The following is a 13106-nucleotide window of genomic DNA, read 5'->3' on the forward strand; positions in this document are numbered from 1 at the left end:
ATGCTTCGACCCTTCAGAATTGCGGCCGCAGCTCTCGCCCTGCTGGCTGCGGCCGTCTCGTCCGCAAACGCCGCCGACGTGACCTTCGATGACACCGCACGCTTCCTCGCGGGCATGCAGCCTTCGGCGGACTCGCCGCTGGTGCCGCTCACCAAGGATCCGGGCTGGCAGCGCCATGCAAAGTTCTTCGACGGCGCATTCGCCCAGCTCGAACAGCGCCAGCTCTCGAAGATCCGCAATTGGGCCGACGTCAATCTCGCCGCGCCCCGTCCGACCATGTTCTACATGTTCAGCGGCCCGGATTTCCTCTACGCCAACACCTTCTATTCCAAAGCCAGCACCTATGTGCTCGGTGCGCTGGAGCCGGTCGGCGCCGTGCCCGATTTGACGCGGCTGCCGCGTGGTTCGGTCGGCGCGGCGCTCTACAATGTCGAGCGTTCGCTCGGCTCGATCCTGAGCTTTTCCTTCTTCATCACCAAACAGATGAAGGTCGACCTGCACGCCAACCAGGTCAACGGCACCTTGCCGATCCTCTATGTGTTCCTCGTCCGCTCCGGCAAGACTATCCGCAACGTCGAGATGGTCGCGCTCGACGACAAGGGCGGAATGCATGCCGGCGACGACAATCCGGGACGGAATGCGACGCGCGGTGTCCGCATCACCTTCGCTGGGAGCGATGGGGAAACGCGCACGCTGTATTATTTCTCGACCGATCTTTCCAATTCCGGCGCCCGCGCCGCAGGTTTCCTGAAGTTCTGCGAGACGCTCGGACCCGGCAACAGCCTGCTCAAGAGTGCGTCCTATCTTATGCACTCCGGCAACTTCACGGTCGTACGCGATTGGCTGCTTGCCAACAGCGCCACCATCATCCAGGACGATTCCGGCATTCCGCTTGCGAATTACAACCCACGGCAATGGCAGTTCTTCCCATTCGGCCGCTATCTCGGCCCGATCGACGAATTCCCCGGCCGCTACCAGGAGCGCTATGCCCAGCTGTTCACGCGCGCTCAGCCGATCGATTTCGGCGTTGGCTATCGCTGGCGGATGCACGAATCGAATTTGCTGCTGTCGGTGAAAGTGCCGGGCAGCGAGACCGCGCCCGCTGCGGAGACCACTTCGGCAGCCGAGCCGGCGGCAAAGCCGCCGCGTCCGAAGCGACTGCGTCCACCCGAGCCGATCCCGCCGCCGCCCGGCCGCTTCTATTGGTTTCGCTGATTACCAGTGCACGCTCTGGCTGGGCACGATGAACGCCGTCGTGCTCGGCGCCGTCGCAAGGCTCGTTGCAAGATACCAGCCGGAGCCGAGCACAAGCGCCAGCAAGCCGACGATCGCGAGCAGATCCATGGTCCTGGGATCGTGATGCCGCCTGGAGCCGGGGGTGGGCCCAGATCCGAAGTGAGAATGAGGGCTGATTTTCCAGCGCATTGTTATTTCCTCCCGGGGGAGCACCAAAACAACGCGGGAACGAAGTGCGAGGTTCCGCTCAAGCCATCAATGCGCAAGGCATCGCAGCAATCTCAGGAGGCATTGACGCCGCGCCAGCGGGCATAGCGCCACGGCAGATACCAGCGCCCGCGTTGCGGCGCGGCGAGGGGTACGTTGTCGATGCCCGACGTGCCGAACGGATTGCAGCGCAGCAGCCGCGCGAGCGTCATCCAGCCGCCCGCCCAAAGCCCGAACCGCTCGATCGCCTCGTCGCCATAGACGGAGCAGGTCGGCAGATGCCGGCAATTGTAGCCGACCAAAGGCGAGAGCGTGTGCCGGTAAAGCCAGATCAGCATACGGCCGAATCTGCGTGGGAGCCGAACCACCCCCTCAACCGAACTGGAACAGTGCCCGCAGGCTGAATGCTTCATGTGCGCTGTGATGCCACGTTGGGCAGGGTATTGCACGGTTCCGATGCAGGGAACTGTAAGCCGTTGTTTCCACGCCATATTTTGCATGCTTTTTGGGAGCAGTGCAGCAAGTGCCTATGGACGATCTGTATTCCCCCGGATACCATTTTTGTGACGTCCGTGTGTAGACTCATCGGACGCAAAAGGGGCTTACCCGAATCGCTTTGGGGCTTGGGGGAAGGGACCAGTTTGAAAGTTCTGACGTCGCTCAATCTTCGCGGCTGGTTGCTAGTGGGAACCGCCGTATGTGGAGTCGTGCTGGCTAGCGCCGTCGCGACGCTCGGGTCGTCGGCCCGCGCCGGTGCTGCTCTCGAAGAGCGCAAGCTGCCGATGAAGTTCAACTGGATCGCCTGCGAGCCGAATTGCCGCGGTTGGGTCAGCGCGGTGGGCATCATCACCGCCGACACGCCGAAGAATTTCGAAGAGTTTTCCCGCGGTCGCCAGCTCGGCGGGGCCACCGTGGTGCTCGATTCCAGCGGCGGTTCCGTCAATGACGCGATCACGCTTGGGCGACGCTTCCGCAATCTCGGGCTCCTGACCACGGTCGGCGTTAGCCTCCGGGGCGGGCAGTCGGCTCGTCCGGCGGTCGCGCCTGAGGCCTATTGCGAATCCATGTGCGTGTTCCTGCTGCTGGCCGGCAAGAAGCGCTACGTGCCGGAAGCGGCCCATGTCCGCGTCCACCAGATCTGGATGGGCGACCGTGCCGACGATGCCAAGGCGGCGAGCTATAGCGCGCAGGATCTGATGATCGTGGAGCGCGATATCGGCCGGCTGGCCAAATATACCTTCGACATGGGCGGAGCGGGCGATCTGCTGTCGCTCGCGCTCAGCGTTCCGCCCTGGGAAGATCTGCACGAGCTGGACGCCGGCGAGCTCAAGCTCACCAATCTCGTGACCACGGATCTCCTTGCCGACGTGCTGCCGCATGTGGACATCTCCGCGCCGGCGATGGCGGAGCTTGCCCCGAAGACGCAGGCCCGGTTCGGCGCGGAACCGGAGCAACCTGCCAAGTCGACCAAAACGGCGGAAGCCGTGGTGCCGACGGGCGGTGTGGCCGCGCCGGCTGCGGCGACGCAGAAGTAAGCTCTTTTGACAGTCATTCGGGGCGCTCGTAGCGCGAACTATGGTGCGCAGTTGCGCAGCTGAGAATCTCTGGATTCCGGGTTCGATGCTGCGCATCGCCCCGGAATGACGCGAGAGATCTCAGCCCTGCGCCACAGCCGGCTGCTTGGCTTTGGCTTCGATCTGGCCGATGGCGTCAACCACGGCATCGAAGGTCAGAAGCGTCGAGGCGTGGCGCGCCTTGTAATCGCGGACCGGCTCGAGGAACTTGATCTCCTCCCATTTGCCTTCAGGAGGCGCACCGTTCTCCTTCAGCATCTTGCGAACAGTCTCGCGTAACTCACGGAGTTCGCTCGCAGTCGAGCCGACGATCCGGCTTGCCATAATGGATGAAGAGGCCTGGCCCAGCGCGCAGGCCTTCACGTCATGAGCGAAGTCGGTGACCGTGTCTCCGGTCATCTTGAGATCGATCTTGACGGTCGAGCCGCACAGCTTGGAGTGGGCCGTGGCGGAGGCATCGGGGTCCGATAGCCGCCCGAGGCGCGGAATATTCCCGGCCAGTTCGATGATCCGCTTGTTGTAGATGTCGTTCAGCATGTGAAGGAGTCCAGCACTTCCGCACCCGATCGGCCTTGGCGGGCGGCGTTCACGGTCCTATATAGGGTCGGAACTGGCGGAAAAACAGTCCAGCGGCGCGCCGGCGGCGATTTCCAACTGTGCGACCGGCGTTGCAACCTGCGGACCCTTTGCGCCAAAACTGTTCTCTTCAGGCGTCCGGCGGCTTGTTCGCCCCGTCTGCCGGTGACACTCCGGCCGCAAGGCCGTCGAACGGAGTCGATATGGACGCTGCAATCAAATCCATCCGCCCGGGCAAGCCCTCCGACCGGCAGCCCGAGAGCCGCCCGGCCGAGCTTGATCCTGCCGAATTCCTCGCGGCCGCCGTTCGGGCCGACCAGCCGCGCCCGGCGCGTGCCGAGGCCGAAGCAGCCGTGAAGACGCTGCTCGCCTATATCGGCGAGAACACCCAGCGTGAGGGCCTGCTCGACACGCCGCGCCGCGTGGTCGAGGCCTTCGACGAGCTCTATCAGGGCTATCATCAGTGCCCGGCCGAGGTGCTCGACCGCACCTTTGGCGAGACTGCGGGCTATGACGATTTCGTGCTGGTGCGCGACATCGAGTTCACCTCGCAATGCGAGCATCACATGATGCCGTTCTACGGCAAGGCGCACATCGCCTATACGCCGGTGGAACGCGTCGTCGGCCTGTCCAAGCTGGCGCGCCTCACCGACATCTTCGCCCGTAGGCTCCAGACCCAGGAGCATCTGACGGCGCAGATCGCGGCGGCGATCGACGAGGTTCTCAAGCCGCGCGGCGTTGCGGTGCTGATCGAGGCCGAGCATACCTGCATGTCAGTGCGCGGCGTCGCCAAGCATGGCGCCTCCACCTTCACCAGCCGGTTCACCGGAATGTTCCGCGACAATCCGGCGGAGCAGGCGCGGTTCCTGTCCCTGGTGCGAGGTCTGCAGCGCTGACCTCGCGAATAAACGGCGAGGGTTGCTGTGTCCGCTCACTCCCATGAGATTGAGGAAGGCTTGTCCTTCCAGCCGCGGTTCGACGCGACAGGGCTCGTGACGTGCGTCGCGACCGACATCGCCACCGGCGATGTGCTCATGGTCGCGCACATGAACGAGGAGGCGCTGCGCAAGACGATCGCGACCGGAGAGGCCTGGTACTTCAGCCGCTCGCGCAATGCCTTGTGGCGAAAAGGTGAGACCTCAGGTCAAACCCAGCGTGTGGTCGAGGTGCGCACTGATTGCGACCAGGACGCGGTCTGGATCCGAGTCGAGCAGATCGGCGCGGCCTGCCATACCGGGCGGCGGTCCTGCTTCTATCGCAAGGTGGCGGCCGAGGGCGGGGGAGCCAAGCTGGTGTTCACCGATGCCGACAGGCTGTTCGATCCGGATGCGGTCTACAAGAAATAGCAGGGCCGTCATTCCGGGCTCGCACATACGGGTGTGCCCCGGAACGACAGCGGCCAAGTTAACCGCGCATTAACCATGCCTGTCCCACGGTGAGACGACGGGCGCCGAATTGCCGGCGCCACTCAACGTCGCGCGGGGCGGGCACCTCATCATGTCGGTCGACAATTCCAGTGCCACGCAGACGGCCGTTCTCGATCCGTCGCGGGCGCGCGTCGCCGGTGCGATCAAGCAGGCCTCGAACGTCACCGGCGTCAGCTTCCAGTACATGCTGACCACCGCCAAGATGGAATCGGATTTCGATCCGACGGCGGGAGCCACCACCTCGTCGGCGCACGGGCTCTACCAGTTCATCGACCAGACCTGGCTCGGCACCGTGAAGGAGGCCGGCACCCAGCTTGGCTACGGCAGCTATTCCGACGCCATCACCAGGACCTCGTCGGGCACCTACGCCGTCGATGATCCCGCCATGAAGCGGTCGATCATGAAGCTGCGCGACGATCCGGAGGCAGCGTCCAGCATGGCGGGCGCACTGACGCAGTCGAACAGCTTCAAGCTCACCGGCCTGCTCGGCCGCCGGCCGAGCGATAGCGAACTCTACATGGCGCATTTCATGGGCGTCGGCGGAGCCGCAAAACTGATCGCCAATGCCGAGGACAATCCGCAAGCGGTCGGCGCGCGTCTGTTTCCCAACGCGGCGTCCGCCAATCGTTCGATCTTCTACGCCAGGGACGGCCGCGCCCGCAGCGTCTCCGAAGTGTATTCGGTGCTGGACGCGCGCTATGCCAGCGCGGCCAATTCGAAAACGACCCGCAGCGCGATGGCGATGTATGGCGGCACGCCGTCGACCACCGAGGTCGCAAGCGCGAGCGGCGTGCAGCCCACCGCGCCCGTCATCGATAACGCCGCCTATCTCCAGACCTTCCCGAGCATCCGCGCGGTGACGCCTGTCAGTGCGACATCGCCAACGACGATCGTGGACAATACGCCGACCACGCCGGCCTTCCGATCGATCTATCAGCCCGGCGACGCCACGCAGCCGGTCTCGACCACGGTGCAGAAATTATGGGGCAACAACGCCTCGCTCACCTCGGTCGCGTCAGCGAGATCGGTCGCACCGGCGACCTCGGCCGCGTCAGCGACGCCGGAAGTGCGGCCGCCGCAGCCACTCGATCTCTTCAGCGATCGTAGCGGCACGTTCTCGAGCTGACGGTCTACTCTCGTGTCCCCGACGCGCTGGTGCGTGAAGCGCTGCTGCGCTGAGCCGGGACCAAGCGCGGCGGCAAATGCGCGTGGGGAAATGGGCCCCGGCTCAGCAGCGCATCACTGACGTGCTGCGCACCCTCCGGGGCACGCGCGATTGTCGTTCCAGCTGCGCTCGCGATGACGGAGTATAGGCGCGAGCTCTCGTCCTCCCGGTGTTTCGCGGCCTGCAGCGATTTTCCGTCTTAACAAATCATCAATAAAACCAGCCAGTTATGGTGAACGCTTTGTTAAGCGTCGTGGTTTATTTTGTGTTGCAGGTGACGAGCCGTCACCATTTTCGTTTGTTGTGTAAGCCGGAAGCAGCATGATTGTTCGGCAGTTCATCAATTGGATCAGGACGGCACCCGCCGGCGAGCGGGCCGAGGCAACACGGGCGTTGGCCCGGGCCTGGCTGATCTCAGATCTTTCGACAGACGACCGCATCGCCGCCGAAGGCGCGCTTTTGATGCTGCTCGACGATCCCTCGCCGCTGGTGCGGCAGGCGATGGCGGAGGCCTTTGCACGCAGCCCTGATGCGCCGGCATCGATCGTGCGGGCCCTGTCGGCGGACCAGCCGACCGTCGCGCTGCCCGTGCTCGAACATTCCCCGCTGCTGATCGACGCCGATCTCGTCGACATCGTCGCGACCGGCAATGACGAGGTGCAATGCGCGGTCGCCCGCCGTATTGCGCTGCCGGTATCAGTCTGCGCCGCCATCGCCGAAGTCGGCTGCGCGGCGGCTGCGCTGGAGCTGATCGAAAATCCCCATGCCGAGCTTGCGCCATTCTCCTGGAATCGCATCGTCGAGCGCCACGGCCATCTCGCCGCGATCCGCGAAGCGATGCTGGTGCTGGATGATCTGCCGTCCGCAACCCGCGCCGCGCTGGTGGCGAAACTCTCCGAGACGCTGGCGCAATTCGTCGTGGCGCGGAACTGGCTGAGCGCCGATCGTGCCGATCGCATCACGATCGAGGCGCGCGACCGTTCCACCCTCAACATCGCGGCGCGCTCGCGCGGCGAGGACATGCAGGGTCTGGTGCGTCATCTGCGCGTCACGGGCCAGCTCACCGCCGGGCTCATCCTGCGCGCGCTGCTGTCGAGCAATCTCGACCTGTTCGACGCGGCGCTGGCCGAACTCGCCGATCTGCCGCTGGCGCGCGTCACCGCGCTGCTGCACGACCGCTGCGGCAACAGCGTGCACGCGCTGCTCCGTCGCGCCGGGCTTCCCGAGGCGACGTTCGCGGCGTTCCAGGTCGCGCTCGATGCCTGCCACGAGCAAGGCTTCGTCGACAGCGACGACGGCGCGGCACGGCTGCGCCGGCGCATGGTCGAGCGCGTGCTCACCCATTGCGAGACCGACGGCGGTGCCACCGAGCCGTTGATGGTCCTGCTGCGCCGCTTCGCCACGGAATCGGCGCGGGAGGAGGCAAGGCTGTTCTGCGACGAGCTCGTGACGGACGAGGAAGCCTACGACGATCTGATCGCGGCGTAGCGAGAGTGAGGCGCGAGGCGCCGTGCCCACCCACTTGTCAGTGTCATGCGAGATGAATCGTGGGCACGCTTCGCTTTGCCCACCCTCGGATACTGCTCGTGGCGGTGGAGCAGGCCTAAAACACGTCATTGCTGCGTCGCAAGTGCTCCTCGCAATGACGAGGGGTAAGAGCTCAGCCTTGCTCCGCCGGCACGATGCTCGGCGCCAGGATCACCTCGAGATGCTCGGGGCGGTCGCGGTTGACATGGGCGAGATAATCGTCGGCGACCTTGCGCAGGCGCCGGCTGAGCTCGGCGGAGACGCTGATGCTGTCGAGTTTGGTATTCTCGTGCACGATGGCGAGGATCGCGTTGATGTGGTGCGTGAACAGTTCGGCCGGCACCTTTTCGAGATTGGGCGCGTGCTCGATGACGCGGCACAGGCTCTCGGCGATTCCTGCAGCCGCCGGATAGCCGAATGTCGCGGCGTCGCCCTTGATGTCGTGGGCGGCGTGAAACAGCTCGTCGCGCCTTTCCTTGGTGAAGCCATCATTGCGGACGGCGACATAGGCGGCCGAGAGCCGGTTGATTTCGGTGGCCATCCAGTCCTTGAACTCACCGGAAAGGCCCGCGAGCGCCTGCTCGGCGCGGCCGACCGGATCGTCCAGGTCCTTCTCGTCGACGCGGCGGATAACCTTGCGCAGCGGGTTGGGCTGCGTGATGATCTGATGCGTGGCGAAAGCCTTGACCTCGATGTCCTTTGCGCTGTTCTTCGCCATGATGCCTGCCTCGTCTGAAGACTTGCGCTAGATGGAGGAGCGGGCTTTGTCGAGCAGCGAAGGCTGCTGGAGCAACTCATGCTTTTCGCCGACTCGGCGCTCGGGACCCATATAGGCGGCATTGGTGTTGCGGCGCCGGTCCGGCCCGAAATAGGTCTTGGTCTTGATGAAGGGGCGGGGATTGGCGACCACATTGAGGATGCGCTGATAGAGCCCCTTGGCGGAGATCGGCTTGGCCAGGAATTCGGTGACGCCGGCATCGCGTGCCACGGTGACGCGGCGCTTCTCGGAATGACCGGTCAGCATGATGATCGGCGCGTAGGGGTTTCCCTTGGAGTCCGGTTGCCGGATCATCTGCGCGAGCTCGAGTCCGTCGAAAATCGGCATGGCCCAGTCGGTGATGACGATGTCGGGCACGTAGTGGCTGTACATCTCGAGCGCGGTGGCGCCGTCCTCGGCCTCGTAGACCTCGCGCGCCCCGAAGGAATGCAGCAGCGTCCGCAGGATGCGGCGCATGTGCGGATTGTCGTCGCAGACGAGGAAGCGCAGCTTGTTGAAGTCGATACGGAACATGACGCTCGGGCCAAAACGGTCAACCTTCGTTAACCATATCGTGGCGAGGGTTAACGAAGGGTTGCGAGCGAAGCGCCGGCGGCGACCGGGGCTGCGGTTTAGTAGCCGAACTGCTCGCGCAGGATGCGCTCTTCCAGGCTGTGGCCTGGGTCGAACAGCATGCGCATCGAGATGCTCTTGTCGGAGAGGATCTCGACGCGCCGAACCCTGCGTACTTCCTCATGGTCGGCAACGGCCGCGACCGGACGCTTGTCGTCCTCCAGCACCTCGATCACGACATAGGCGGTGTTGGGTAGCAGGGCGCCGCGCCAGCGCCGCGGGCGGAAGGCGCTGATCGGGGTCAGCGCCAGCAGGGCGGCGTTGATCGGCAGGATCGGTCCCTGCGCCGACAGATTGTAGGCGGTCGAGCCGGCCGGCGTCGCCACAATGATCCCGTCGGCGATCAGCTCGGGCATGCGCTCGCGCTCGTCGATCAGGATCCGCAGGCGCGCTGCCTGGGAGGTCTGCCGGAACAGGTACACCTCGTTGATGGCGTGGTGCAGGTGAACACGGTCGTTGAGGTCGGTCGCGCGCATCAGGAGCGGATTGATCTCGGACTCATGCGCCGTCTCGAGCCGCGCGCGCAGATCGTGCGGCGAATACTCGTTCATCAGGAAGCCCACGGTGCCGCGATGCATGCCGTAGATCGGTTTTCCCGTGTGCATGTTCTGGTGCAGCGTCTGGAGCATCAGCCCGTCGCCGCCGAGCGCGACCACGATATCGGCATCCTTCAGGGCGCAATTGCCATAGTCCCTGGTGAGCTGGCCGAAGGCGGCCTGCGCCTCGCTGCTCGGGCTGGCGACGAAGGCGATGCGGTCGTATCGCTGGGGCTTGGTCATGGTATCCGGGCAGGGCCGCTGGAGGAAGTTCCGCCGGGCTCGTCTACCCGACCTGAGCCTCCATTGTCGAGGATGACCGCCGCTCAAGGCAAACGGGCGATGGTCGATCCAGAGAACAAAACGGGTTGATTAGAGCCGGCCCAGGCGCCGCACGCGTCAACGGATCGGTGATCCCGCAAACCGTCGCAATTCCCCGCTAGTTTCGGGGCGCACCGGCTGTTGCAGCCGGGCAGCAGGGAGAACGATCATGCTCACGATCTTGCCGACGCTGCGACGAACGGGGCTGGTGCTGGCCGTGTCGGCGGTCGCGCTCGCAAGCGTCGCGCGCGCCGACGATCCGGCGCAGCCGCGCTCCGAGGCGGCGGGACAGAAGGGAGGGCGCGCCGGCAACGTGCAAGGTGCGACGCAGGCGTCGCCCTCGGCGGCCGAACCGCACCGCCTCCCGCCTGACACGACCACGAAGCAGACGCTGGATCTGCCCGGCCGCACCCTCAACTTCGCTGCGACCGCCGGCTCAATCCGCGTGTTCGACGGCAAGGGCGAGCCGCTGGCCGACATCGCCTATACGTCCTACCAACTCGACGGCGCCGACCGCGCCACGCGCCCGGTCACGTTTCTGTTCAACGGCGGGCCCGGCGCGTCCTCGGCCTGGCTCCAGTTCGGCGCAGGCGGTCCGTGGCGGCTGCCGCTCGATGGCGATGCGCTGTCGCCGTCGGCCTCGCCCGAGGTGAAGCCGAACGCTGAGACATGGCTCGACTTCACCGATCTCGTTTTCATCGATCCCGTCAGCACCGGCTACAGTCGCTTCGTTGCCAGCGGCGAGGACGCGCGCAAATCGTTCTATTCCGTCGATGGCGACGCCAACGCGATCGCGCTGGTGATCCGCCGCTGGCTCGAGAAGCACGACCGGCTGACCTCGCCGAAATACGTCGCCGGCGAGAGCTATGGCGGCATTCGCGGGCCGAAGGTCGTGCGCCAGCTGCAGCTCCAGCACGGGGTCGGCGTCAAGGGCTTGATCCTGGTGTCGCCGCTGCTCGATTTCCGCGAGTTCACCGGCACCAGCCTCCTGCAATATGTCGCGACGCTGCCGAGCTATGTGGCGGTGGCGCGCGAAGTCAAAGGGCCGGTCAAGCGCGCCGATCTCGCCGATGTCGAGGCTTACGCGCGCGGCGAATTCCTGGCCGACCTCGTCAAGGGCGAGGTGGACAAGGAGGCAACCAATCGCCTGGCCGACAAGGTCGCCGAGCTCACCGGCATCGACCAGGCGGTGAGCCGCAGGCTCGCCGGCCGCTTCGACGTCGGTGAATTCCGCCGCGAATTCGACCGCAGGAACGGCAAGGTGACGGGGCGCTACGACGCTTCCGTGCGCGGCTTCGATCCCTATCCGGATTCGAGCAGCTCGCGGTTCGGCGACCCCTCAGGCGATGCGCTGCAGGCGCCGCTGACGAGCGCTGCGGTCGACGTGCTCTCACGCAAGCTCAACTGGAAGCCCGACGGCTCCTATGAGCTCCTTAATGGTGCCGTCGAAGGGCACTGGGATTTCGGCCGCGGCATCAACCCGCCGCAATCGGTGTCCGAGCTGCGCCAGATCCTCGCCACCGACACCAAGCTGAACGTGCTGGTCGCGCACGGCCTGTTCGACCTTGCCACGCCCTATTTCGGAACGAAGCGGGTGCTCGATCAGATGCCGGCCTTCGCGACCCAGCGCGTGAAGTTCGTCGTCTATCCCGGCGGCCACATGTTCTATTCGCAGGGCGGCTCGCGGCAGGCGTTTCGCAGCGAGGTCGAGGCGCTCATTCGGGAGTAGGCCGCCGCTTGCGCGGTGAATACCGGCGTGCGATCTCGCGCGCCACGACTTTTTCCGGCTTCACATTGGCGCCCGCGATCCAGATGTCGCTGATCCTCCCGCGCGCATCGCGGATGCGGCGCACCGGCTCGCCATGGCTGGAATAGCCGGCCGCCCAGGCGAGCTTGCCGGTGTCGCGGCCGGTGACCTCGATCTCGGCGGCATCCATGAACGGATTGACGAATTGCGGATTGGCGACCAGCACACGGTTGCCGGCAGGGACGAGGTCGGTCGCGCCCCAGATGGTCCACCACCGGCCGGTCCAGTCACGCAGGCGCCGGTCGGCCGCACCGCGAGTTTTGAACACGCGCAAGATCTGCATCGCGCCGTCCATCCAGAACGGTGCCGCACCGTCGATGGAGTTGCTGAGGATGCTGACCGTGAGCTCGCAAGCTGGGATGGAGCAGGTCCGGGAGATGTAGCCCTGGAAGCCGCCGCCATGGCCGAACCAGTCCCAGCCGTCGGTCTTGCCGGCGTTGACGCCCAGGCCGTAATAGGCCTCGAAGCTCTGCGGGATGCGCCAATGGTGGCGCGTCATCTCGCGGCGGCTTGCGACCGACAGCACGCTCCTTTTGGCATTGGGCGCAAGCTGCGCGAAGAAACGCGCGGTGTCGCCGGCGGTCGCAACGAAGCCTGCGGCCGATGCCATCGCGTGCGCGGCATTGTCACCGGGGATCACGCAGCGCCCGCCGAACGGCACCCTTCGCGTGTGGCCGCGCGCGAACGGCGCGCCCTTGGGAAGCGGCGCGTCCGGCTCGGTCTCGCGCAGGCCCGCGGGTTCGATGATCTCGCGCTTGATCCAGACGGAGTAGGGCTCCTTCGATACGGCCTCGATGACGAGGCCGAGCAGGCCAAAGCCGTGATTGGAATATTTGAAGCGGGTGCCGGCCTCGATCGCGCTCGGCAGCTTCAACTCCGCGAGCAACTCGCTCGCGTCGAGATAGGGACGCCTGTCGATGAACTGACCGGAATCGGCGCCGTCGCGCGTCAGCCCCGCGCTGTGCGACAGCACCTGGGCAATGGTCGTCTCGGCGACGCGCGGATGCAGGCCGCCGACATGTTGGCCGATCGTGTCGTCGAGCCGGATCTTGCGCTGCTCGCGCAGCTTCATGATGCCGGCGGAGGTGAAGCTCTTGGAATGCGAGGCGATGCGGAAGCGGTGGCGCGGAGTGAGCTTCTCGCCGGTATCGAGATTGGCAACGCCGAACGCGTGTTCGGCGACAATTTCGCCGCGATGGGCGATCGAGAGGATGACGCCGGGCTGTTGGGTTGTGGTCAGCTGGAATTCGATCCAGGAGCCGATGTAGTCGATCGCAGATCGCAGCCACGGGTCCATTGCGCACCAATTAGCCAGGGGGAAGGTTGCGCGAGGCTAGCCG

14 protein-coding genes are annotated in these 13106 nt (G+C 65.3%); 7 read left to right on the forward strand and 7 right to left on the reverse strand.

Going from position 1 to position 13106, the window contains the following annotated elements; all coding sequences use genetic code 11:
* On the forward strand, nucleotides 1–1215 hold the full coding sequence (locus tag IVB28_RS11435; RefSeq protein WP_247526273.1) for a hypothetical protein: 1215 nt from the start codon (nucleotides 1–3) through the stop codon (nucleotides 1213–1215).
* On the opposite strand, the gene IVB28_RS29405 is transcribed toward IVB28_RS11435, so the two are convergent.
* Nucleotides 1216–1344 (reverse strand): hypothetical protein, encoded by a 129-nt coding sequence (locus IVB28_RS29405; RefSeq protein WP_256466987.1) that lies wholly within the window; start codon nucleotides 1342–1344, stop codon nucleotides 1216–1218.
* A gap of 173 nt (nucleotides 1345–1517) precedes the next feature.
* Nucleotides 1518–1856 (reverse strand): membrane protein insertion efficiency factor YidD, encoded by a 339-nt coding sequence (gene yidD / locus IVB28_RS11440; protein WP_247526275.1) that lies wholly within the window; start codon nucleotides 1854–1856, stop codon nucleotides 1518–1520.
* 228 nt (nucleotides 1857–2084) lie between these two features.
* On the opposite strand from yidD, the gene IVB28_RS11445 reads away from it, so the two are divergent.
* Nucleotides 2085–2978, forward strand: a complete 894-nt coding sequence (locus tag IVB28_RS11445) for a hypothetical protein (RefSeq protein WP_247526277.1) — start codon at nucleotides 2085–2087, stop codon at nucleotides 2976–2978.
* A 120-nt stretch (nucleotides 2979–3098) separates the two neighbouring features.
* Here IVB28_RS11445 and IVB28_RS11450 read toward each other — a convergent pair whose 3' ends face one another.
* Nucleotides 3099–3554, reverse strand: coding sequence for an iron-sulfur cluster assembly scaffold protein (locus IVB28_RS11450; protein WP_246922843.1), 456 nt, complete (start codon nucleotides 3552–3554; stop codon nucleotides 3099–3101).
* A gap of 242 nt (nucleotides 3555–3796) precedes the next feature.
* Here IVB28_RS11450 and folE point away from each other — a divergent pair, with 242 nt between their 5' ends.
* From folE to IVB28_RS11470, 4 genes are all read left to right on the forward strand, one after another.
* Nucleotides 3797–4489, forward strand: coding sequence for a GTP cyclohydrolase I FolE (gene folE / locus IVB28_RS11455; protein ID WP_247526278.1), 693 nt, complete (start codon nucleotides 3797–3799; stop codon nucleotides 4487–4489).
* A gap of 27 nt (nucleotides 4490–4516) precedes the next feature.
* On the forward strand, nucleotides 4517–4939 hold the full coding sequence (gene hisI, locus IVB28_RS11460) for a phosphoribosyl-AMP cyclohydrolase (RefSeq protein WP_247526280.1): 423 nt from the start codon (nucleotides 4517–4519) through the stop codon (nucleotides 4937–4939).
* Between the two features lie 151 nt (nucleotides 4940–5090).
* Nucleotides 5091–6146 carry a lytic transglycosylase domain-containing protein gene (locus IVB28_RS11465; protein ID WP_247526281.1) on the forward strand — a complete coding sequence of 352 codons (1056 nt, stop codon included), beginning with the start codon at nucleotides 5091–5093 and terminating at the stop codon, nucleotides 6144–6146.
* 360 nt (nucleotides 6147–6506) lie between these two features.
* The gene (locus IVB28_RS11470) at nucleotides 6507–7673 is read left to right on the forward strand and encodes a DUF2336 domain-containing protein (protein WP_247526284.1); all 1167 of its coding nucleotides are present in this window, start codon (nucleotides 6507–6509) and stop codon (nucleotides 7671–7673) included.
* A 172-nt stretch (nucleotides 7674–7845) separates the two neighbouring features.
* Here IVB28_RS11470 and IVB28_RS11475 read toward each other — a convergent pair whose 3' ends face one another.
* The 3 genes from IVB28_RS11475 to IVB28_RS11485 all read right to left on the reverse strand — a co-directional run bounded on the left by IVB28_RS11475 (nucleotide 7846) and on the right by IVB28_RS11485 (nucleotide 9881).
* Nucleotides 7846–8430 (reverse strand): Hpt domain-containing protein, encoded by a 585-nt coding sequence (locus IVB28_RS11475; RefSeq protein ID WP_247526285.1) that lies wholly within the window; start codon nucleotides 8428–8430, stop codon nucleotides 7846–7848.
* A 27-nt stretch (nucleotides 8431–8457) separates the two neighbouring features.
* Nucleotides 8458–9003, reverse strand: a complete 546-nt coding sequence (locus IVB28_RS11480) for a response regulator (protein ID WP_247526287.1) — start codon at nucleotides 9001–9003, stop codon at nucleotides 8458–8460.
* Nucleotides 9004–9101: 98 nt separating this feature from the next.
* The gene (locus tag IVB28_RS11485) at nucleotides 9102–9881 is read right to left on the reverse strand and encodes an NAD kinase (RefSeq protein WP_247526289.1); all 780 of its coding nucleotides are present in this window, start codon (nucleotides 9879–9881) and stop codon (nucleotides 9102–9104) included.
* 247 nt (nucleotides 9882–10128) lie between these two features.
* On the opposite strand from IVB28_RS11485, the gene IVB28_RS11490 reads away from it, so the two are divergent.
* Nucleotides 10129–11688 carry a peptidase S10 gene (locus IVB28_RS11490; RefSeq protein WP_247526291.1) on the forward strand — a complete coding sequence of 520 codons (1560 nt, stop codon included), beginning with the start codon at nucleotides 10129–10131 and terminating at the stop codon, nucleotides 11686–11688.
* Here the strand turns inward: IVB28_RS11490 and IVB28_RS11495 are convergent.
* Entirely contained in the window at nucleotides 11675–13063 is a 1389-nt protein-coding gene (locus IVB28_RS11495; RefSeq protein ID WP_247526293.1) for a serine hydrolase domain-containing protein, read from the reverse strand. The genes IVB28_RS11490 and IVB28_RS11495 overlap by 14 nt on opposite strands.
* Nucleotides 13064–13106: the final 43 nt, after the last annotated feature.

The sequence above is a fragment of the Bradyrhizobium sp. 199 genome, assembly GCF_023073355.1.
Classification (GTDB): domain Bacteria; phylum Pseudomonadota; class Alphaproteobacteria; order Rhizobiales; family Xanthobacteraceae; genus Bradyrhizobium.